Genomic DNA, 20,994 nt, shown 5'->3' on the forward strand with positions numbered 1-20,994 from the left:
TTAGAATTTGTCGACCTCAAGCCCGCCCACTAGGCTCTGTGCCCTATAAACAGAGTCATGCCGGGCGCCGCCAGGAGCACTGGAATGACTGAAGAACAAAAACCCAGGAAGAAAAGAGCCCCGAAGATGGCCGGCACTGCGAGCACGCCCACCCTGCATTCCCATTTGCTGATCGACGGCCAGCTGGTCATCGGTGAAGGCCTGGCCGAGCCCATCCTCAACCCCGCCACCGGGGAAACCCTGATCACCATCGCCGAAGCCTCCATCGAGCAGGTGGAAGCCGCCGTCTTCGCCGCGCACAAGGCCTTCGCCGGCTGGTCCCGCACCACCCCCGCGCAGCGCGCCGCCGCCCTGCTGGCCATCGCCGACGCGGTCGAGGCCAATGCCGAGCACCTGGCCCGCCTGGAATCCCTGAACTGCGGCAAGCCGCTGCACCTGGCGCGCCAGGACGACATCCCCGCCACCGCCGACGTGTTCCGCTTCTTCGCCGGCGCCGTGCGCTGCCAGCAGGGCCAGCTCGCCGGCGAGTACGTGCCCGGCCACACCAGCATGGTGCGCCGCGACCCGGTGGGCGTGGTCGCCTCCATCGCGCCCTGGAACTACCCCCTGATGATGGCCGCCTGGAAGATCGCCCCGGCGCTGGCGGCCGGCAACACCCTGGTGTTCAAGCCCTCCGAACACACCCCGCTGTCGATCCTGGCCCTGGCCCCCGCCCTGGCGGAAATCCTCCCGGCCGGAGTGATCAACATCGTCTCCGGCGGCGGCGAAGGCGTCGGCAGCCACCTGGTCAGCCACCCCAAGGTGCGCATGGTGTCGCTCACCGGCGATATCGTCACCGGGCAGAAGATCCTCCAGACCGCCGCCCGCACCCTCAAGCGCACCCACCTGGAGCTGGGCGGCAAGGCACCGGTGATCGTCTGCAACGACGCCGACCTCGAGGCCGTGGTCCAAGGCGTGCGCGCCTACGGCTACTACAACGCCGGGCAGGACTGCACCGCCGCCTGCCGCATCTATGCCCAGGCCGGCATCCATGACCGCCTCGTCAGTGAACTGGGCGACGCTGTTTCCAGCCTGCGCTTCGCTCGCAAGCGCGACCAGGACAACGAGATCGGCCCGCTAATCAGCTCGCGCCAGCGCGACCGCGTGGCCAGCTTCGTCGAGCGCGCCCTCGGCCAGCCGCACATCGAGCGCGTCACCGGTGCCGCCGTGCATTCCGGCGCCGGCTTCTACTACCAGCCCACCCTGCTGGCCGGCTGCAAGCAGGGCGACGAGATCGTCCAGCGCGAAGTGTTCGGCCCGGTGGTGACCGTGACCCGCTTCGACCAGCTCGACCAGGCGCTGGACTGGGCCAACGACTCCGAGTACGGCCTGGCCTCCTCGGTGTGGACGCAGAACCTCGACAAGGCCTTCCAGCTGGCCAACCGCCTGCAGTACGGCTGCACCTGGATCAACACCCATTTCACCCTGGCCAGCGAGATGCCCCACGGCGGGCTGAAGCGCTCCGGCTATGGCAAGGACCTGTCCAGCGACTCGTTGCAGGACTACAGCGTGGTGCGCCACATCATGGCGCGCCACGGCCAGGACTTCTAAAACAACAAAGGCCGGAAGGCCCGCGAAACGACGTTCAACTGCCCCGACCAATAACTAGTCAACAAGAGGGAACATCAATGTCCGCGCGCAAAACCGCTCTGCTCAGTGCGCTCTCCACCGCCCTGCTGGCCAGCGCCAGCCTGCAGGCCGCCGAGCCCCTGAAACAAGTCGGCACTGGCGAAGGCCAGCTCGACATCATCGCCTGGCCCGGCTACATCGAACGCGGCCAGACCGACAAGAACTACGACTGGGTCAGCCAGTTCGAGCAGGACAGCGGCTGCAAGGTCAACGTCAAGACCGCTGCCACCTCCGACGAGATGGTCAGCCTCATGGCCAAGGGCGGCTACGACCTGGTCACCGCCTCCGGCGACGCCTCGCTGCGCCTGATCTACGGCAAGCGCGTGCAGCCGATCAACACCGCGCTGATCCCCAACTGGAAGAACCTCGACGAGCGCCTGAAGGACGCACCCTGGTACACGGTGGACGGCCAGCACTACGGCTCGCCCTACCAGTGGGGCCCCAACGTGCTGATGTACAACACCAACACCTTCAAGGAAGCGCCCACCAGCTGGGCGACCATCTTCGAAGCCCAGGACCTGCCCGACGGCAAGGCCAACAAGGGCCGCGTGCAGGCCTACGACGGCCCGATCTACATCGCCGACGCCGCCCTCTACCTGAAGGCCACCCAGCCGGCCCTGGGCATCCAGGACCCCTACGAACTGAACGAAGAGCAGTACAGCGCCGTGCTCGACCTGCTGCGCAAGCAGCACGCGCTGATCCACCGTTACTGGCACGACACCACGGTGCAGATGAGCGACTTCAAGAACGAAGGCGTGGTCGCCTCCAGCGCCTGGCCGTACCAGGTCAACGCCCTGCAGCTGGAGAAGCAGCCGATCGCCTCCGTGGTACCGAAGGAAGGCGCCACCGGCTGGGCCGACACCACCATGCTGCACGCCGAGGCCAAGCACCCGAACTGCGCCTACAAGTGGATGAACTGGTCCCTGGAACCTAAGGTTCAGGGTGACGTCGCCGCCTGGTTCGGCTCCCTCCCCGCTGTCCCCGCCGGCTGCAAGGCCAGCGAGCTGCTCGGCGCCGAAGGCTGCGCCACCAACGGCTTCGACCAGTTCGACAAGATCGCCTTCTGGAAGACCCCGCAGGCACAGGGCGGGAAGTTCGTGCCCTATAGCCGCTGGACCCAGGACTACATCGCCATCATGGGCGGCCGCTGAAAAACACTCAGCCCGCTTCTGCGCGTGCCTGATCCGTGTTCGGGCAGTGCTCGGAATCCTCACGTACGGTCGTACGCTCCGGTTCCTGTGCGCTGGCCATCCACGGCTGAGGCCCGCTCGCGACGTGGGCTGAACGTTTTTTCCAGCCGCTTTCTAGTTGTCCCCCTCTCCCTGCGGGAGACGGGAGGCCGGTTCCAAGGCAGTACCTGAAGATTTCCCCTCGCCTGCGGGCGGGGGGACCGTTTCGCCACACCTGCACCCTTTCGTTTTACCGGAGCACCGCACCATGACGCTTGCAGTCCAGTTCACCCAGGTTTCCCGTCTCTTCGGCGAGGTGAAGGCCGTCGACCGGGTATCCATCGATATCCAGGACGGCGAGTTCTTTTCCATGCTCGGCCCATCCGGTTCCGGCAAGACCACCTGCCTGCGCCTGATCGCCGGTTTCGAGCAGCCCAGCTCGGGCTCCATCCGTATCCATGGCGAGGAGGCCGCCGGCCTGCCGCCCTACCAGCGTGACGTCAACACCGTGTTCCAGGACTACGCGCTGTTCCCCCACATGAACGTGCGCGACAACGTCGCCTATGGCCTGAAGGTCAAGGGCGTGGGCAAGTCCGAGCGCCTGAACCGCGCCGAAGAGGCCCTGGGCATGGTGGCCCTGGCCGGCTACGGCGATCGCAAGCCGGCGCAGCTTTCCGGTGGCCAGCGCCAGCGCGTGGCCCTGGCCCGTGCCCTGGTCAACCGCCCCCGCGTGCTGCTGCTGGACGAGCCCCTCGGCGCGCTGGACCTGAAGCTGCGCGAGCAGATGCAGAGCGAGCTGAAGAAGCTGCAGCGCCAGCTGGGCATCACCTTCATCTTCGTAACCCACGACCAGAGTGAAGCGCTGTCGATGTCCGACCGCGTGGCGGTGTTCAACAAGGGCCGCATCGAGCAGGTGGACACCCCGCGCAACCTCTACATGCAGCCGGCCACGCCCTTCGTCGCCGAGTTCGTCGGCACCTCCAACGTGCTGCGCGGCGCCGTGGCGAAGGAGCTGACCGGCAACGAACAGCCCTTCTCCATCCGCCCCGAGCACATCCACTTCGCCACCGCCGAGGCGGCCCTGGCCGGCGAGGTGCAGATCAGCGGCCTGCTCCACGACATCCAGTACCAGGGCGCCGCCACCCGCTACGAGCTGCGCCTGGATAACGGCCAGAACCTGTGCATCAGCCAGGCCAACAACCAGTGGCAGGCCGCCGCGCCGACCTTCCAGCCCGGCGAGCGCATCACCGTGCGCTGGGCCCGCGAGGCCATGGTGCAGCTGAGCGAGGGCGTGTGACATGAGCGCGACCCTGACCGCCCAGGCACAGGCCGCCCCCAACGGGGCCATGCGGCGCCTGTCCAACCTGCTCTACCGCCGGCCGACGCTGTACCTGTCGATGCTGCTGATCCCGCCGCTGCTGTGGTTCGGTGCCATCTACCTGGGCTCGTTGCTGAGCCTCTTGTGGCAGGGCTTCTACACCTTCGACGACTTCACCATGGCGGTGTCCACGGACCTGACCCTGGCGAATTTCTCGGCGCTGTTCCAGGCCGCCAACTTCGACATCATCCAGCGCACCCTGACCATGGCCGTGGCGGTGTCGATCGGTGCCGGCCTGCTGGCCTTCCCCATCGCCTACTACATGGCGCGCTACACCACGGGCAAGACCAAGGCGTTCTTCTACATCGCGGTGATGATGCCCATGTGGGCCAGCTACATCGTCAAGGCCTACGCCTGGACCCTGCTGCTGGCCAAGGGCGGCGTGGCCCAGTGGTTCGTCCAGCAGTTCGGCCTGGAGCCGGTGCTGCAGTTCATCCTCGGCATCCCCGGCGTCGGCGGCAGCACCCTGTCCACCTCGCACCTGGGGCGCTTCCTGGTGTTCGTCTACATCTGGCTGCCGTTCATGATCCTGCCGATCCAGGCCTCCCTGGAGCGCCTGCCGCCGAACCTGCTGCAAGCCTCCGCCGACCTTGGCGCCAAGCCCCGCCAGACCTTCACCCAGGTGGTGCTGCCGCTGTCGATCCCGGGCATTGCCGCCGGCTCGATCTTCACCTTCAGCCTGACCCTCGGCGACTTCATCGTGCCGCAGTTAGTGGGCCCGCCCGGCTACTTCATCGGCAGCATGGTCTACGCCCAGCAGGGCGCCATCGGCAACATGCCCATGGCCGCCGCCTTCACCCTGGTGCCGATCGTGCTGATCGCCGTCTACCTCTCCATCGTCAAACGTCTGGGGGCATTCGATGCACTCTGAGAAAGCATCCTGGGGCCTGAAAGCGGCCGCCTGGGGCGGGCTGGTGTTCCTGCACTTCCCGATCCTGATCATCTTCCTCTACGCCTTCAACACCGAGGACGCGGCCTTCAGCTTCCCGCCCAAGGGCTTCACCCTGCACTGGTTCAGCGTGGCCTTCGCCCGCGAGGACGTGCTGGAGTCGATCAAGCTGTCGCTGCAGGTCGCCTGCGTCGCCACGCTGATCGCCATGGTGCTCGGCACCCTGGCCTCGGCGGCGCTGTACCGGCGCAGCTTCTTCGGCAAGGAAAGCATCTCGCTGATGCTGATCCTGCCCATCGCCCTGCCCGGCATCATCACCGGCATCGCGCTGCTCTCGGCGTTCAAGAGCCTGGGCCTGGAACCGGGGCTGCTGACCATCATCATCGGCCACGCGACCTTCTGCGTGGTGATCGTCCACAACAACGTGATCGCGCGCTTCCGGCGCATCTCCCACAGCCTCATCGAAGCCTCGATGGACCTGGGCGCCGACGGCTGGCAGACCTTCCGCTACATCATCCTGCCCAACCTCGGTTCGGCCCTGCTGGCGGGCGGCATGCTGGCCTTCGCCCTGTCCTTCGACGAGATCATCGTCACCACCTTCACCGCCGGCCACGAACGCACCCTGCCGCTGTGGCTGCTCAACCAGCTCAGCCGCCCGCGCGACGTGCCGGTGACCAACGTCGTCGCCATGCTGGTGATGCTGGTGACCATGCTGCCGATCCTCGGCGCCTACTACCTGACCAAGGGTGGCGAAGGCGTCGCCGGCAGCGGCAAATGACAACCGCCCCCGCCCGGGTGGCGGGGGCTCCAACCCGGATCAGCGAACCCCGACTGGAGGATTCACCATGCAGACCAAACTCTTGATCAACGGCCAACTGGTCGCCGGTGAAGGCGCCGCGCAAGCCGTGCTCAACCCCGCCCGTGGCACCACCCTGGTGGACATCCCCGAAGCCAGCGAGGCCCAGGTCGACGCCGCCGTGCGCGCCGCCGACGCCGCCTTCGACGCCTGGTCGCAGACATCGCCCAAGGACCGCTCCGCCCTGCTGCTCAAGCTCGCCGACCGCATCGACGCCGGCGCCGAGGAACTGGCGCGCCTGGAATCGGACAACTGCGGCAAGCCCTACACCGCCGCGCTGAACGACGAGCTGCCCGCCGTCGCCGACGTGTTCCGCTTCTTCGCCGGTGCCAGCCGCTGCATGAGCGGTTCCGCCGCCGGTGAATACCTGCCCGGCCACACCTCGATGATCCGCCGCGACCCGGTGGGCGTGGTCGCTTCCATCGCCCCCTGGAACTACCCGCTGATGATGGCCGCGTGGAAGCTCGGCCCGGCCCTGGCCGCCGGCAACACCGTGGTGCTCAAGCCCTCCGAGCAGACCCCGCTGACCGCCCTGAAGCTGGCCGAGTACCTGGCCGAGATCTTCCCCGCCGGCGTGGTCAACATCGTCTTCGGCCGTGGCCCCAGCGTCGGCGAACCGCTGACCACCCACCCCAAGGTGCGCATGGTCTCGCTCACCGGCTCGGTGGCCACCGGCTCGCGCATCATCGCCGGCACCGCCGACACCGTTAAGCGCATGCACATGGAACTGGGCGGCAAGGCCCCGGTGATCATCTTCGACGACGCCGACATCGACGCCGCCGTGGAAGGCATCCGCACCTTCGGCTTCTACAACGCCGGCCAGGATTGCACCGCCGCCTGCCGCATCTACGCGCAGAAGGGCATCTACGAGACGTTCGTCGAGAAGCTCGGCGCCGCCGTCTCCACCATCAAGTACGGCCTGCAGGACGACGCCGACACCGAGCTCGGCCCGCTGATCACCGAGCAGCATCGCGAGCGTGTGGCCGGCTTCGTCGAGCGCGCCGCCGCCCAGCCGCACATCCGCATCGTCACTGGCGGCAAGAAGGTCGAAGGCCCCGGCTTCTTCTTCGAACCCACCGTGATCGCCGACGCCCAGCAGGACGACGAGATCGTCCGCCGCGAAGTCTTCGGCCCGGTGGTCTCGGTCACCGCCTTCGACGACGAGGCGCAGGTGCTGGCCTGGGCCAACGACTCCGACTACGGCCTGGCCTCTTCGCTCTGGACCGCCGACGTCGGCCGCGCCCACCGCCTCTCCGCGCGCCTGCAATACGGCTGCACCTGGGTCAACACCCACTTCATGCTGGTCAGCGAAATGCCCCACGGCGGCGTGAAGCTGTCGGGCTACGGGAAGGACATGTCGATGTACGGACTCGAGGACTACACCGCCATCCGCCACGTCATGTTCAAACACTAATTCTGAGCTGTTGCGCTAGGCCAGGCGTTGTTGGAAGCCGGCTCGAAATGCTCATGTACAAACGTACATTCCGCTTTCTCGCCGTCTTCCGCCTAGCCTGGCCGTCGCTTACGACGCTCAGAACTCCGCACGTTTTTCGTGGGAGCGAATTCATTCGCGATCCGGCCCGCAGGGCCGGCAGGTAATCGGCTGGCCGCTACGCGGCTTTCGCGAATGAATTCGCTCCCACAGGTTCCTGTTCCCACAAAGGCTTCACCACCGCTGCACCCAAACCCCAGGAGAACCGAAATGCGAACCACCCTGCGTAGTTTCAGCTTCATCCTGCTGTGCGCCGCCACCGGCCTGGCCCAGGCCGCCGGTGATGCCAAGTCCGTGGTCGAGGGCTACATGGCCGCCTGGAATGCCCACGATGCCGACAAGGCCGCCACCTTCCTCGCCGAGGATGCGGAGTACTTCGACGCCACCGTCGGCACGCCGCAGAAGGGCAAGGCCGCTGCCCGCGACAACGTCATCAAGGTGTTCATCGGCGCGGTGCCGGACCTGAAGTGGAGGATGACCAGCGAGCCCATAGTCGGGCCCGACGGCATCGCCTTCCAGTGGGAGTTCAGCGGCACCAACAGCGGTGCCTGGGGCGCGGAAACCCCGGCCACCCACAAGCCCCTGAAGTTCGAAGGGGTGAGTTTCGTCCGCATCAAGGACGGCAAGATCGCCTACCAGGGCGACTACTACGACGCCCTGGGCTTCAATAAACAACTGGGCTGGTAAGCCCGACGTGGCGCCCGGCACGACCCGGGCGCCATGCATAAAAACGACAACGCCTTGCAGGTACACCATGACCATCACCCGCCGCGACTTCCTCAACGGCGCTGCCCTCGCCATCGGCGCCGGACTCACCCCGCTGCAGCTGCTCCAGGCCGCCCCCTCCGGCCGCTACTACCCGCCCGCCCTCACCGGCCTGCGCGGTAGCCACCCCGGCGCCTTCGAGGTGGCGCACCAGATGGGCTGGGAGAAGAAGGTGTTCGACACCGACGGCCTGAAGATCGAAGAGGAGTACGACCTGGTGGTGGTCGGTGGCGGCCTCAGCGGCCTCGCCGCAGCCTGGTTCTACCGCCAGAAGCACCCGCAGGCGCGGGTGCTCATCGTCGAGAACCACGACGACTTCGGCGGCCACGCCAAGCGCAACGAATTCCAGGCCGGCGGACGGATGATCCTCGGCTACGGCGGCAGCGAGGCCTTCCAGTCGCCCAAGAGCCTCTACAGCAAGGAGGTCAACGGCCTGCTCAAGCAGCTGGGCGTGGACATCGACCGTTTCGAGACCGCCTTCGACCGCGACTTCTACCCGGGCCTGGGCCTGTCCCGCGGGGTGTTCTTCGACAAGGCCGGCTTCGGCCAGGACAAGCTGGTGACCGGTGACCCGACGCCCATGGTGGCCGACGACATCGCCCCGGAAAAACTCAACGCCCGCAGCTGGCGTGCGTTCATCAATGACTTCCCGCTGCCCGAGGCCGACCGCCAGGCGCTGATCGACTTGCACGAGGCGCCCCGCGACTACCTCGCCGGCAAGAGCCGCGAGGAGAAGGAAGCCCACCTGGCCAAGACCAGCTACCAGGACTTCCTGCGCAAGGACGTGGGCCTGAGCGAAGCGGCCACCCGCTACTTCCTCGCCCGCACCAACGACTTCTCGGCCCTGAGCATCGACGCCGTGGCCGCCGCCGACGCTTATTCGGTGGGCTTCCCCGGCTTCGCCGCCATGGACCTCTCCCCCGTCAGCGAAGAAGCCAAGGCGGAGATGGAAGAGCCGTACATCTACCACTTCCCCGACGGCAACGCCTCGCTGGCACGCCTGCTGGTGCGCGGCCTGATTCCGGCCGTGGCCTCGGGCAAGGGCATGGACGACATCGTCCTCGCCGACTTCGACTACGCCAAGCTCGACGAAGCCAGGAGCCCGGTGCGCCTGCGCCTGAACAGCACCGTGGTCAGCGTGCGCAACCGCGATGGCGGCGTGGACGTCGGCTACAGCCGTGGCGGCCAACTGCACCGCGTGCGCGGCAAGCACACGGTGCTGGCCTGCTACAACATGATCATCCCCTACATCCTGCGCGACCTCTCCGCCGAGCAGGCCCACGCCCTGGCACAGAACGTGAAGTTCCCGCTGGTGTACACCAAGGTGGTGATTCGCAACTGGCAGAGCTTCCGCAAGCTCGGCGTGCACGAGATCTACGCGCCGAACCAGCCCTACAGCCGGGTCAAGCTCGACTACCCGGTGGACATCGGCGGCTACCGCCACCCGCGCGACCCGAACCAGCCCATCGGCCTGCACATGGTCCACGTGCCCACCAGCCCAAACATGGGTATGGACGCCCGCACCCAGGCGCGGGTCGGCCGCACCAAGCTCTACGCCATGAGCTTCGAGCAGATGGAAAAGGCCATCCGCGACCAGCTCCAGGCCATGCTCGGCCCGGTCGGTTTCGACCACCAGAAGGACATCCTCGGCATCACCGTGAACCGCTGGTCCCACGGCTACGCCTACTTCGCCAACAGCCTGTTCGACGATGAGGACGAGAGCGAGAAGCTGATGAACCTGGCCCGCACCAAGGTCGGCAACGTCACCATCGCCAACTCCGACGCCGCCTGGAGCGCCTACGCCCACGCAGCCATCGACGAAGCCTGGAGGGCGGTGGGCGAGCTGGGTTGATCGTCAACCGATGAAGAGGACGGGCTCCCAGATGGAGCCCGTTTTTTTATGAGGGCTGCGGTATTTCAGGCATAACGCGGTGCCAGGTTCGACTCCGCCCGGTGGAGGTAAAAAGCGACCTCCACCCTACACAACGGTCAGGTCTTTTCGGCGGGGATGCATCTGTAGGGGCGACTTCAGTCGCCAAGCGGCGCGCAGCGTCGCCGCTCTTCCTGTGGGAGCGAATTCATTCGCGATCGGACTTCACCCTGCCTCCGCCACCACAGCCGGCACCAGCTCCAACCCACCGCTATAGGACAACAACGTCCCCAGCCCCGGCAGGGAGAAGCCGACGAAGAAGTGATAACGCCCGTCTTCGATGCGCTTGTAGGCGGTGGTACGCGGCAACAGGAACAACGGCACACGGAGGCCACGCACCCAGGCCGCAATCGGCACCCAGCGCCAGCCGCCGTCGTGGCTGTCCACCTTCAGGGCCAGGCGCAAGGCACCGGTGCTTTCCTCCCAGTGCCCATCCGGCCAGTGCCCCACGGGGCGGAACAGGGAAACCAGGGTGGCGGATTCGGCGAAGCGCCGATTCCAGTGCAGGCCCGCCTCGTCGCTGTGGATATCCACCCGCAAGGGCACCCGTCGCGCCCCCAGGGGCAGCCCCAGCTTCGCCGCCAGCCGGCGACCCAGCCAACCGGCAAGACCGCTGCCGGTCGCCAGCTCCACCTCGCCCTGGAGCACCCCGCCCTGGCGGTGCAGCTGCTGCAACAAGGGGTGCAGCCCGGCGAAGCCCGCGCCGAACCAGCGCTCGACCAGCTCCGCGCTCATCGCCCAGCCAACTGGCGGCGCACGGCCTCGTCGTTCAGCTCATCGCCGATATGCACCCGCACCCGGCGGCTGCCGATGCCGGCGCCGAGCTCATGGAAGATGCGCTCCTCCACCTGGGACAGGCCGCCTTCGATCATCTCCATGGGGTGCACCAGGATGGTCGGCGCCATGGACATCCACTGGCCACGCAGCATCAGCTTGATGGCCTGGCGCAGCGCGACACGGGCATCGTTGAACTGCCCCACCAGCAAGCGCTCGGTGCTGAAAGTGGCATGCACGTCCTGCTCACGCTGGGCCACGAGTTCGCGGATCAGCATGCGGTTGCGATAGACCCGGACGTACAACATCGGCTTGAGAAGATCGAACACCATTACTCCTTGGAACGCTGTGAAAACCACGCCAACCCGGCGCCCGGCAACGCTATGCCGCCGCCAGGCCGCTTGTCCAGAGGCCTACAGGTGTTCGTCCGTGGGAGTGGGAGATGGTTCCCATGCCGGGAAGCGCTGGGCTGAAGCGGAGCGCACCCCGGCCCACCCTGCGAAGCGCAGCACGGCTCCGTAGGTTGGCGCCGAGTGCAGCGAGGCCCAACGCAGCGATGGCCATGTTGGAGCCAACCCGTGAAGCATTTCGCCAATGAATTCGCTCCCACCGGGAGAGGCGGCGCGGGGCGAATGAATTGGCTCTGTTTGCGTTAGCTGTTGTGGCTTTAATGCAAGCGCTCAAGCACGGCCCTTTCCGGGCCCCAAAGGGTTTGTGCCACCTCCACCGCATGGGTTTCGCTCCGCTCTACCCATCCTACGAAAGTCCGTGCGCACCACGTGGTGATGCGCTGGACGAAGAAAGGTGGGGCAGCCGCCAACGCCCCTCCAGGAGGCCGAACGCAGTCGTTGCGCCGGGGGACGAGCGGCATGGATGCCGCGAGAGGCGCGCCAGGCCATGGATGGCCCATCGCGCCGGCCCCAGAGCGGCGATGGAGTGAGGGAACCCGACGCAGTCGGGCCGGATGATGGGGCAAGTTTTTTGGTTCCTTTTCAACGACTGGAAAAGGGACTCGCCCGGGGGGGCGAAACCAGAAACATCACCAGAGCTCGGCAATCAGCTGGACTCAAATCCTCTAGCAACACTTAACGCAGACAGAGCCAATGAATTCGCCCCTACGGTCGCCCCGGAAATCGCATTACACGCTGAAGCGTGCCACCAGCCCTTTCAGGTCCACCGCCAGGCGCGCCACTTCGCTGCTGGCGACCGTGGTCTGGTGGGCGCCGGCGGCGCTCTGGATCGACAGGTCGCGGATGCTCATCAGGTTGCGGTCCACCTCGCGGGCGACGTGGGCCTGCTGCTCCGAGGCGGTGGCGATCTGCAGGTTGCGCTCGTCGATGGTGCCCACCGCTTCGGTGATTTCCTGCAGGGCGCGCCCGGCCTCGTCGGCGGACAGGCGCGTGGCCTGGGCCTGGCTGTTGCTCGCCTGCATGGCCTGAACCGCCGAGCCGGTGCCGTTCTGGATGGAGGCGATCATCTTCTCGATCTCCAGGGTCGAGGTCTGGGTGCGATGGGCCAGGGCGCGCACCTCGTCGGCCACCACGGCGAAGCCACGGCCCTGCTCGCCGGCCCGCGCCGCTTCGATGGCGGCGTTGAGGGCCAGCAGGTTGGTCTGCTCGGCGATGGCACGGATGACGTTGAGCACCTGGCTGATGTCCACCGCCTGCTGGGCCAGGCCCTGCACCTGGGCTTCGGTTTCCTGCACCTGCACCGAGAGGCTGCGGATCGCCTCCAGGGTTTCGGCCACGCGCTGGTTGCCCAGGTTCGCCGCTTCGCTGGACTGGCGCGCCGAGGTAGAGGCCGAGGCGGCGTTGCGGGCCACTTCCTCCACGGCGGCGGTCATCTGGTTGACCGCTGCTGCGGCCTGCTCGATCTCGGAGTTCTGCTGCTGCAGGGTGAGGCTGCCCTGCTCGGTGACGGTGGTCATTTCTTCCGCCGCCGAGGCGAGCTGGATGGAGGAATCGGAAATCTGCCGGATGGTCTGCCGCAGGTTCTCCTGCATGCGCTGCAGGGCTTCGCTGAGGCGCGTGGCCTCGTCCTGGCCGCTGACTTCGACGGTGCGGGTCAGGTCGCCCTTGGCGATGGATTCGGCGAAGCGCAGCGAGTCGCCCAGGGGCCGCACGATGCTGCGGGTGAGGGTCATGGCCAGGGCCACGGTCATCGCCAGGGCCAGCAGCACCGAACCGATGACGATGTTGATGCTGGTGTCGTAGGCATCGCTGGCGGCAACGCCCGAGCGCTTGACGCCAGCGGCGTTGAGGTCGATCAGCTTGGTCACGTGCTGCTGGTAGGTCGTCGCCAAGTCGCGTTGGCCGCCGTTGGCCCAGAGCAATGCCTGGGCGGGGTCGCGGCCTTGCAGGTCGATCAGCTTCTGCAACCCCGCCATGTAGGCCTGCAGGGCCTGCGCCGAGCCATCGAACACGCGCTGCTCTTCGGCACTGGTGATCATGTTACGGCGGTATTGCTCGCTCTTCTCGGTCAGGGTCTGGCGCGCGCTCTGCAACTGGTCGAGCGCGTTGCGCTGTTCGTCGGGGGTGGTGCTGGCCAGCAGCCTTAGGCTCTCCAGGCGGACGTGCAGCAGGCCGGTCTGGATGTCGTTGGCGGTCTGGATGGAGGGTAGCCAGTTGGTCTCGATGTCCTGCTCGGCACCCCGCAGCACATGCATCTGCTGCCATGAGAAACCACCGAGGACGATCACCAGCAGGGTGATCAGTGCGAAACACAGGGAAGCGCGCGAAGCGATGGTGATGGATCGTATGGACATGGCAGTACCTGCGGGTTGGGGTCTCGCCAGCGTCCCTGCCGATTCGGATTGCAGCTCCAGTCTTATCAGCCGAACCGGGCCGATCCTGAAATTGCTTTTTCTAATCGACGCTTCAGGCTTGAAACAATTTGCAAAAAAATCCGCCTATGCCTCAGGGCTTGGGTCGCTCATAGGCACCCAGGTCGCACAGCGCCATGCCGTCGCCGTCGCCATCCCGGGGGCGCATGGAGCCGCGCTGGTCCTGCTGGGTACAGGAACCGACGCCGGTGTCCACCGCTGGGCTGCGCGGGCGCAGGGCGTGGGTCGGCAGGCTGGAACCATTGGCCGCCAGCGGGTAGAGCACCCGAGTGAAGGCCTCGGCATCGTTCACCTGGATGTCGGCGGTGCAATTGCCGGTATCGGTGCCCAGCAGCAGGCCACTGGCCTGGTAGCTCGTTGTATCACCGCCATTGGCGCAGTTGGCGACGCCGATGGATTCGTTGCCGTTGCCGACGATCAGGCTGTTGCGAACCGACAGACGGCCATGGTTGAGCAGGCCGAGGGTGAGGTTGTCGGCGATGGTGACGTTGACCAGTTGCAGGCTCGGCGTACCGGCGAACATCGGGTAGTCGGAGCCGTTGGCGACCACGGCGTCGTAATCCCCCTCGCCGTTGGCGTTCTTCCCGGAGACGGTGACGTTGGTCAGCCTGAGCACGCCGTTGCCGTCGTTGCGGATGACCACGCCGGGCCCGTCGGCGCGGTGATGGAGGAAGGCGCTGCGGGCGACATCGGCGGTGCCGGTGTTGAACAGCGCCCCTCCGAGGGCGACCACGTCGTCGCCATTGGTGACGTTCTCGCTGAACAGGCTGTCGCGCACGGTGAGCAGGCCGCCGTTGAAGATGGCCCCGCCCAGGGCGCGGCCGGAGTCGCCGAAGTCGGCACGGTTGCGCTCGAACACCGAGCTGTGGACTTCCAGGGTGCCGCGGTTGGAGATCGCGCCGCCGTCGCCATCGTAGAAGCCGAAGCTGGCGCGGTTGTCCTGGAAGGCCACGCGGCGCACCACCAGGTAGCCGAAGTTCTCGATGGCACCGCCGTTGCTGGTGGTGTGGCCGTTGCGCAGGGTCAGGTCCTGGAGCAGGACGGTGACGCCGAGGTCGATCTCCAGCAGGCGGTCCAGGCCCGAACCGTCGATGACGCTGGCACCCACGCCGGCACCGACCAGGGTCAGGTTGCCGGCCCGCACGTCGAGGTCGCCGTTGAGGTTCTGGTCCTCGTCGAGGATCTCGCCCTCCTCCCCCATCGCTGGCGGCAGGGTCAGGGCGTAGATGCCGGCGGGCAGGACGATGCGGTTCTTGCCACCCAGGCGGTTGGCGGCTTCCACCGCGTCGCGCAGCGTGCAGTCGGCATCGCAGAGGCCGTCGAAGCCGTCATCGGTGCGGGTGACCTGGAAATCCCGCGCCATGGCCAGGGTCGGCAGCGCGAGCAGGGAGGCGAGCATCAGCAAGGTGGCCAGGCGCGGCGGGGTGCGGGAGTGGGTGCGGAGCTGGGTCATGGCGAGTTCCTTTCGGCGGGGGCCGGTCATTGGCTACGCAGCGGCGGCCTGCTCGGCTGCCACGTCGACATGGTCCGCATCCGCGTCCTGCCATCCTGGCGACCACGGGGCAATTGACCGGCCACCGCGGCGGCGGTTCACGGCCGTTCATCAGCCCGGAGCCCACCGGCCATGCCACCCGTCAGCTTGCGGCCAGCGGCCTGGAATCCTTTCGTCGCTCCGCTTGAATGACTCTGATCCTGTGCTTGACAGTTAAAATTATAATCATAATATAAATTGTGAATTACACGCATCATATAAACATTCCCCCTCTTCCCGGAGACCCCGCAATGAGCTCGCACAACCTCAAGGGCACCGCACTGATCACTGGCGCATCCTCCGGGATCGGCGCCACCTACGCCGAACGCCTGGCCCGCCGTGGCCTCGACCTGCTGTTGGTGGCCCGCGACCAGAAACGCCTCGACGAACTGGCCAAACGCCTCGGCGGCGAATACGGCGTCAAGGTGGAAACCCTCAAGGCCGACCTGACCCGGCGCGCTGACCTGCGCGCGGTGGAACAGCGCCTGGCCAGCGATGCCGCCATCAAGGTGCTGGTGAACAACGCCGGGGTGGCGCAGAACGGCCAACTGGCCGATGCCGACCTGGACCAGATCGACTCGATGATCGAGCTCAACGTCACCGCCCTCACCCACCTCTCGGTGGTGGCCGCCAAGCGCTTCGGCGAGGCCGGCGAAGGCGCGATCATCAACCTCGCCTCGGTGGTCGCGCTGATCCCCGAGATGTTCAACGCCACCTACAGCGCCACCAAGGCCTATGTACTGAGCCTGACCCAGACGCTGAACCACGAGATCGCGCCCAAGGGCGTGCAGGTACAGGCCGTGCTGCCGGGCATCACCCGCACCGAGATCTGGGAGCGCTCCGGCATCGACGCCGCGCACCTGGACCCGAACATGATCATGGAAGCCGGCGAGATGGTGGACGCCGCGCTGGCCGGCTTCGACCAGGGCGAACTGGTCACCATCCCCTCGCTGCCCGACGCCGCCGACTGGGCCGCCGTGGTCAGCGCCCGCACCAAGCTCGGGCCGAACATGTCCCGCAGCAGTGCGGCGGCGCGGTACAAGTGAGCACGACTTGGTAAGGCCCGGAAACTGCGGCGCTGCGCGCCGCTTGGCGACTGAAGTCGCCCCTGCAGGACTGCCGGGCTGACGCGCGGAGATGACCGCTGCGTAGGGTGGAGGTCGCTTTTTACCTCCACCAGGCGGAGTCGAACGTGGCACGCGGCTGTGCCTGGAACACGGGAGTTCGGCAGGGTTTCGAAATGGCTGGGGGTCGGAGAAACGGTGGGCTGAAGCGCCACCCTACGCCCCCTTGCCCATCCTGTACCCGCCGGCGCGATCAGCGTCGAACGTGACACGGGAAACATCGCCCACTCCATGAGCAACCAGCCGCTCGAAACCCCGCACGGTGGATGGATGAAGCGTCATCCACCCTACACAGCCGTCATCACCGTGCAGGGGGTGACGATCAGCGTGGCGCGATGTGCGCCACCATCAGTTGCACGCTTTCCTGCCCGCGGTATTCGTTGACGTCCAGCTTGTAGGCCACCTCCGCCCAGCGCACGGTGGGGTTGGGCCATTGGTCGCGGTCGATGTTGAAGGCGATGCCGTCCAGCTGCACCGAGCCGCATTCGGTCTTCAGCACCAGCTTGAGGTGGCGCTCGCCCACCAGGCGCTGCTGCACCACCTGGAAGATGCCGTGGAACACCGGCTCGGGGAAATGCTGGCCCCAGGGGCCGGCCTGGCGCAGGGCGCGGGCCAGCTCCAGGTGGAACTCCTGGATGCTCAGCTGGCCGTCGGAAAGCAGGCGGCCGGTGAGGTCCTCCTCGTCCAGCTGGCGACGCACTTCGGCGTCGAAGGCCGCGGCGAAGGCCCCGAAGTTTTCCACAGGCAGGGACAGGCCGGCGGCCATGGCGTGGCCGCCGAACTTGCTGATCAACCCCGGGTGGCGCGCGGCCACGGCGTCCAGGGCGTCACGGATATGGAACCCCTGCACCGAGCGCGCCGAGCCCTTGAGCAGGCCCTCGCCGGCGTCGGCGAAGGCGATGGTCGGGCGGTGGTAACGCTCCTTCATGCGCGAGGCGAGGATGCCGATCACGCCCTGGTGCCAGTCCGCCTCGAACAGGCACAAGCCGAAGGGCAGGTCTTCCAGGGGCAGGTCCTTGAGCTGCGCCAGGGCTTCGCGCTGCATGCCCTGCTCGATGGCCTTGCGGTCCTGGTTGAGCTGGTCGAGCTGCACCGCCATGTCGCGGGCCAGGGCCTCGTCCTCGCACAGCAGGCATTCGATACCCAGGCTCATGTCATCCAGGCGGCCGGCGGCGTTGAGGCGCGGGCCGAGGATGAAGCCGAGGTCGGTGGAGGTAATGCGCGCCGCCGGGCGACCGGCGACTTCCAGCACCGCCTTGAGCCCGGCGCGGGCACGGCCGGCGCGGATGCGCGCCAGGCCCTGGTGCACCAGGATGCGGTTGTTGGCGTCCAGCGGCACCACGTCGGCGACGCTCCCCAGGGCCACCAGGTCGAGCAGCTCGGCGAGGTTGGCGTCCGGGCGGCCGGTGCGGGTGAACCAGTCCAGCTGACGCAGGCGCGCGCGCAGGGCCAGCAGCACGTAGAAGATCACGCCGACGCCGGCCATGGCCTTGCTGGGGAACTCGCAGCCCGGCTGGTTGGGGTTGACGATGGCGTCCGCCGCCGGCAGTTCCGGGCCCGGCAGGTGGTGGTCGGTGACCAGCACCTTGAGCCCAGCCGCCTTGGCCGCCGCCACGCCATCGACGCTGGAGATGCCGTTGTCCACGGTCACCAGCAGGTCGGGGCGACGCTCCAGGGCCACGGCGACGATCTCCGGGGTCAGGCCGTAGCCATATTCGAAACGGTTGGGCACCAGGTAATCGACATGGGCCGCGCCGAGCATACGCAGGCCGAGCACGCCGACGGTGCTGGCGGTGGCGCCGTCGGCGTCGAAGTCGCCGACATAGAGGATGCGCTGGCGCTGTTCCAGGGCCTGCACCAGCAGTTCCACCGCCGCGTCGATGCCCTTGAGCTGCTGGTAGGGGATCAACCGCGCCAGGCCCTTGTCCAGCTCGGCGGCGGACTGCACGCCACGGGCGGCGTAGAGGCGGGTCAGCAGGGGCGGCAGGTCGCCGAGGTCAGGCAGGGTGGCGGGCAACGGGCGGGGATCGATACGCATGCGGCTCAGTCTTCAGGCTTGCGGGGCGGGAGGCCCGCCGTGGAACAGGGGGCCGCGCGACGGAGCCGGCGGCCGCGTGGGACAGCGGTCAGCGTTCGCCGGCCAGCCACTCCAGGGGGATCTCGTGCTGGCCACGCTCGTCGGTGATGAACAGCTCGCCGTCACTGATCATCACGCTCCAGTTGATGGCGCGCGGCATGTCCTTGGCGAGGTTCTCCAGGGCTTCCTGGTCGACCCCCACCACATTGATGTTCTTCAGGCTGCGCACACCGTCGAGCACCTTGGTCTGCCATACGCGCAGGTTGCCGTAGGCCACCAGGCTGAAGCGTTCGGTGCGACGCGAGCACCAGGTGATGCGTTCGGCATCCGGCTGGCCGACTTCGATCCAGTGCAGGACGCGGTCGTCGAGGCTCTTCTCCCACAGCGCCGGCTCGTCGACGTCCGACAGGCCGCGGCCGAACGCCAGCTGCTCGTGGTACCAGAGCGCGTAGGCGATCAGGCGCACGGCCAGGCGTTCCTCGGTTTCCGAGGGGTGCTTGGCGACGGTGAAACGCAGGTTCTCGTAGACGCTGCGATCGAGGTCGGTGAGATTGAGGTCGACTTTGTAGGGCGTCGCTTGCAGGGCCATGTGCGGGCTTCTTGGTTAGGCGAAAAGGCGGCAAGTCTAACCCGAAACCCGGCACCGCGCCCGGGCGCCGTCCGGCCGTTCGGCACCCGGAAATGCGCTCGGGTTCCCAGCCCGCGCGACTCGGGGTTGCCAGCCCGGGCCGGGCCCCTTTATAAGCCGCCCCGGTCCGCACTTCAGGAAAGGAAGCCAATGGAAGCGTTCATCATCGTGGCTGGCATCGTGGCACTCCTGGCCATCGCGCTGTGGCGCTCGGCCCGACGCACCCACGCCCCCCGCGTCAGCGCCGAGGGCGCCGCACAGATCAACCGGGTGGCCTTGCTCACCCTGCTCGAACCGCACCTGGGCCACCAGTTGGCGCAGCGCCTGGACGGCGAGGCACGCCAGTTGGCCATGCACCAGGTGGCCCCGGCGCTATTGCTCGCCGGCGACCGCGACCTGGCGCTGGGCGCCCTGGCCGAACTCACGGCCGGCTATCGCCAGTCCGCCCTGGAGGCGATGCTGGAGAACCAGCTGGAACAGACGGGCGCCCTCGCCGCCCTCGACCTGCTGGAAGCCAGCGCCAGCCCCCTGCCCGAAGCCCCCCTGCTGAGCATCCCGCTGATGGCCGCCGCCGGCCGCCGGGACCAGGCGCAGCAGTTGCTCGACAGCGTCACCGCCGGCCAGGAAGGCCAGGTAGGCCAGGCCCTGTCCGTCCGCCAGAACCTGCTGCTGGCCGGCCTGCAGCGCCAGCTGGAGCGCCCCGAAGCCGCCGACCGCAGCCTGGAGCGCGCCCGCGCCATGCTCAGCGTGCCGGTGCAGGACGCGCCCGCCGACTTCCAGGCCCTGCTGCGGGAATGCCTGGCCCAGGAACGCCTCGACCTGTTCACCGAGCTGGCCGTCGCCCCCGACGCGCTGCTGGCCAACGACGCCATCACCCTGCTGCTGGCAAGCAACCGCGAAGCCCAGGCCCTGGAGCTGCTGGCGCGCCCGGACATGCCGCTGCATGCCCTCGACTGGCACGAGCTGCTGCGCCTGGCCCTGGACAGCGAGCGCCCGCAACTGGCCGAACGCCTGCTGGCCCTGGCCCCCGAACAGATGCACCTGGAGCTGCTGGCCGACCTCATGGCCTGGCACGCCGGCCATGCCGATACCGCCCGTGCCGACGCCCTGCTGCGCGCCAGCGGCCTCGACGGCAGCGACGCCACCTGGCTGCGCCTGGAACTGGCCGGCCGCTGCACCGAGGCCCAGCCGGCCTGGAGCGCAGCATTGCTGCACCAGGGGCTGGAGGCCATGGAGGCGGTGGATAACGAGACCGATTGGATACGCCTGCGCCTGCTGGCACTGCGCAGCCGGCTGCAGGGCGAGGAAGCCCGCGACCCGGCAAGGATGACCGCCGACCTGGAGGAATTCGACGCCCTGCGCCAGCAACTGGACTGGGATGAACAGTTGGACCAGGCCTGCCACCTGGCCCGCCTGCAGCACCAGCTGGACTTGCAGGATGCCGCCCTGGAGACCCTGGAAAAGGCCGTGGCGCTCTGGGAAGCGCAGGAAATCGACGACCCGGACGAACGCACCTGGTACCTGGAAACCCTGGCCGAAGCCGCCATCGCCCTCGACCAGATGGAGCGAGCCACCGCCCTGCGCGATCGCCTGCTGGAACTGGACGGTGACAGCCGTGGCCTCGACGCCACGCTGCTGCGCCAGCACATCGACCAGGGGCGCTACCCGCAAGCCATCGCCCTGCTCGACCTGCGCAACCTCATGGCCCCCGAGAATCCCCTCGCCCGCCTGCGCCAGGCCATCGAACGCCTGCGCCCGGAAGCGCCGCAGCGGGCCGACGAGTTGCAAAGGGAGTTGCTCGATGCCCTCGCCAACGGCGCCCTGGGCACCTAAGAACGGCGGCGCTGCGCGCCGCTTGGCGACTGAAGTCG

General features: G+C 67.5%; 16 protein-coding genes, 1 other RNA gene and 1 pseudogene. 11 read left to right on the forward strand and 7 right to left on the reverse strand.

Going from position 1 to position 20,994, the window contains the following annotated elements; genetic code table 11:
• Positions 1-84: 84 nt before the first annotated feature.
• The 9 genes from PI990_RS25360 to PI990_RS25400 all read left to right on the forward strand — a co-directional run bounded on the left by PI990_RS25360 (position 85) and on the right by PI990_RS25400 (position 10,069).
• The gene (locus tag PI990_RS25360) at positions 85-1,590 is read left to right on the forward strand and encodes a gamma-aminobutyraldehyde dehydrogenase (protein WP_271658847.1); all 1,506 of its coding nucleotides are present in this window, start codon (positions 85-87) and stop codon (positions 1,588-1,590) included.
• A 77-nt stretch (positions 1,591-1,667) separates the two neighbouring features.
• The gene (ydcS, locus tag PI990_RS25365; protein ID WP_184487573.1) at positions 1,668-2,819 is read left to right on the forward strand and encodes a putative ABC transporter substrate-binding protein YdcS; all 1,152 of its coding nucleotides are present in this window, start codon (positions 1,668-1,670) and stop codon (positions 2,817-2,819) included.
• 61 nt (positions 2,820-2,880) lie between these two features.
• Positions 2,881-2,955: non-coding RNA, sX9 sRNA (locus PI990_RS25370), on the forward strand.
• Positions 2,956-3,105: 150 nt separating this feature from the next.
• Positions 3,106-4,134, forward strand: a complete 1,029-nt coding sequence (locus tag PI990_RS25375; protein ID WP_271658848.1) for an ABC transporter ATP-binding protein — start codon at positions 3,106-3,108, stop codon at positions 4,132-4,134.
• A gap of 1 nt (position 4,135) precedes the next feature.
• On the forward strand, positions 4,136-5,086 hold the full coding sequence (locus PI990_RS25380; protein WP_184487571.1) for an ABC transporter permease: 951 nt from the start codon (positions 4,136-4,138) through the stop codon (positions 5,084-5,086).
• Positions 5,076-5,882: an ABC transporter permease gene (locus tag PI990_RS25385; RefSeq protein ID WP_021217182.1), complete on the forward strand. Its 807-nt coding sequence runs from the start codon at positions 5,076-5,078 to the stop codon at positions 5,880-5,882. Before PI990_RS25380 ends, PI990_RS25385 begins: the two co-directional genes overlap by 11 nt.
• 67 nt (positions 5,883-5,949) lie before the next feature.
• On the forward strand, positions 5,950-7,374 hold the full coding sequence (locus PI990_RS25390; protein ID WP_271658849.1) for a gamma-aminobutyraldehyde dehydrogenase: 1,425 nt from the start codon (positions 5,950-5,952) through the stop codon (positions 7,372-7,374).
• 288 nt (positions 7,375-7,662) lie between these two features.
• Positions 7,663-8,139, forward strand: a complete 477-nt coding sequence (locus tag PI990_RS25395; RefSeq protein ID WP_021217184.1) for an ester cyclase — start codon at positions 7,663-7,665, stop codon at positions 8,137-8,139.
• Between the two features lie 67 nt (positions 8,140-8,206).
• The gene (locus PI990_RS25400) at positions 8,207-10,069 is read left to right on the forward strand and encodes an NAD(P)/FAD-dependent oxidoreductase (RefSeq protein ID WP_271658850.1); all 1,863 of its coding nucleotides are present in this window, start codon (positions 8,207-8,209) and stop codon (positions 10,067-10,069) included.
• A gap of 243 nt (positions 10,070-10,312) precedes the next feature.
• Here PI990_RS25400 and PI990_RS25405 read toward each other — a convergent pair whose 3' ends face one another.
• The 5 genes and pseudogenes from PI990_RS25405 to PI990_RS25420 all read right to left on the reverse strand — a co-directional run bounded on the left by PI990_RS25405 (position 10,313) and on the right by PI990_RS25420 (position 15,216).
• Positions 10,313-10,882 (reverse strand): DUF4166 domain-containing protein, encoded by a 570-nt coding sequence (locus PI990_RS25405; RefSeq protein WP_265169620.1) that lies wholly within the window; start codon positions 10,880-10,882, stop codon positions 10,313-10,315.
• Complete coding sequence (locus PI990_RS25410) at positions 10,879-11,250, reverse strand: hypothetical protein (protein WP_271658851.1); 372 nt, start codon at positions 11,248-11,250, stop codon at positions 10,879-10,881. The genes PI990_RS25405 and PI990_RS25410 overlap by 4 nt, the downstream gene beginning before the upstream one ends.
• Before the next feature lie 809 nt (positions 11,251-12,059).
• On the reverse strand, positions 12,060-12,923 hold the full coding sequence (locus PI990_RS31645) for a methyl-accepting chemotaxis protein (protein WP_374981941.1): 864 nt from the start codon (positions 12,921-12,923) through the stop codon (positions 12,060-12,062).
• Between the two features lie 39 nt (positions 12,924-12,962).
• Positions 12,963-13,685, reverse strand: a pseudogene (locus PI990_RS31650) (MCP four helix bundle domain-containing protein); the annotation flags it as partial.
• 151 nt (positions 13,686-13,836) lie between these two features.
• Positions 13,837-15,216: a CSLREA domain-containing protein gene (locus tag PI990_RS25420; protein ID WP_271658853.1), complete on the reverse strand. Its 1,380-nt coding sequence runs from the start codon at positions 15,214-15,216 to the stop codon at positions 13,837-13,839.
• Between the two features lie 329 nt (positions 15,217-15,545).
• Here PI990_RS25420 and PI990_RS25425 point away from each other — a divergent pair, with 329 nt between their 5' ends.
• Complete coding sequence (locus PI990_RS25425; RefSeq protein ID WP_271658854.1) at positions 15,546-16,340, forward strand: SDR family NAD(P)-dependent oxidoreductase; 795 nt, start codon at positions 15,546-15,548, stop codon at positions 16,338-16,340.
• 400 nt (positions 16,341-16,740) lie between these two features.
• Here PI990_RS25425 and recJ read toward each other — a convergent pair whose 3' ends face one another.
• Positions 16,741-18,456 (reverse strand): single-stranded-DNA-specific exonuclease RecJ, encoded by a 1,716-nt coding sequence (recJ, locus tag PI990_RS25430; RefSeq protein WP_021217191.1) that lies wholly within the window; start codon positions 18,454-18,456, stop codon positions 16,741-16,743.
• 88 nt (positions 18,457-18,544) lie between these two features.
• Complete coding sequence (locus PI990_RS25435; RefSeq protein WP_021217192.1) at positions 18,545-19,084, reverse strand: YaeQ family protein; 540 nt, start codon at positions 19,082-19,084, stop codon at positions 18,545-18,547.
• A 189-nt stretch (positions 19,085-19,273) separates the two neighbouring features.
• On the opposite strand from PI990_RS25435, the gene PI990_RS25440 reads away from it, so the two are divergent.
• Complete coding sequence (locus PI990_RS25440; protein ID WP_271658855.1) at positions 19,274-20,956, forward strand: hypothetical protein; 1,683 nt, start codon at positions 19,274-19,276, stop codon at positions 20,954-20,956.
• The last annotated feature ends 38 nt before the right edge of the window (positions 20,957-20,994 follow it).

Source organism: Pseudomonas sp. TUM22785 (assembly GCF_028198105.1).
GTDB lineage: Bacteria > Pseudomonadota > Gammaproteobacteria > Pseudomonadales > Pseudomonadaceae > Metapseudomonas > Metapseudomonas solani.

Coding starts and splice junctions, on each gene's coding strand:
- recJ (WP_021217191.1), bottom strand. CDS start 18,456: ATGCGTATCGATCCCCGCCCGTTGCCCGCCACCCTGCCTGACCTCGGC.
- PI990_RS25425 (WP_271658854.1), top strand. CDS start 15,546: ATGAGCTCGCACAACCTCAAGGGCACCGCACTGATCACTGGCGCATCC.
- PI990_RS25440 (WP_271658855.1), top strand. CDS start 19,274: ATGGAAGCGTTCATCATCGTGGCTGGCATCGTGGCACTCCTGGCCATC.
- PI990_RS25420 (WP_271658853.1), bottom strand. CDS start 15,216: ATGACCCAGCTCCGCACCCACTCCCGCACCCCGCCGCGCCTGGCCACC.
- PI990_RS25380 (WP_184487571.1), top strand. CDS start 4,136: ATGAGCGCGACCCTGACCGCCCAGGCACAGGCCGCCCCCAACGGGGCC.
- PI990_RS25375 (WP_271658848.1), top strand. CDS start 3,106: ATGACGCTTGCAGTCCAGTTCACCCAGGTTTCCCGTCTCTTCGGCGAG.
- PI990_RS25435 (WP_021217192.1), bottom strand. CDS start 19,084: ATGGCCCTGCAAGCGACGCCCTACAAAGTCGACCTCAATCTCACCGAC.
- PI990_RS25360 (WP_271658847.1), top strand. CDS start 85: ATGACTGAAGAACAAAAACCCAGGAAGAAAAGAGCCCCGAAGATGGCC.
- PI990_RS25390 (WP_271658849.1), top strand. CDS start 5,950: ATGCAGACCAAACTCTTGATCAACGGCCAACTGGTCGCCGGTGAAGGC.
- ydcS (WP_184487573.1), top strand. CDS start 1,668: ATGTCCGCGCGCAAAACCGCTCTGCTCAGTGCGCTCTCCACCGCCCTG.
- PI990_RS25385 (WP_021217182.1), top strand. CDS start 5,076: ATGCACTCTGAGAAAGCATCCTGGGGCCTGAAAGCGGCCGCCTGGGGC.
- PI990_RS25395 (WP_021217184.1), top strand. CDS start 7,663: ATGCGAACCACCCTGCGTAGTTTCAGCTTCATCCTGCTGTGCGCCGCC.
- PI990_RS25400 (WP_271658850.1), top strand. CDS start 8,207: ATGACCATCACCCGCCGCGACTTCCTCAACGGCGCTGCCCTCGCCATC.
- PI990_RS25405 (WP_265169620.1), bottom strand. CDS start 10,882: ATGAGCGCGGAGCTGGTCGAGCGCTGGTTCGGCGCGGGCTTCGCCGGG.
- PI990_RS31645 (WP_374981941.1), bottom strand. CDS start 12,923: ATGCAGGAGAACCTGCGGCAGACCATCCGGCAGATTTCCGATTCCTCC.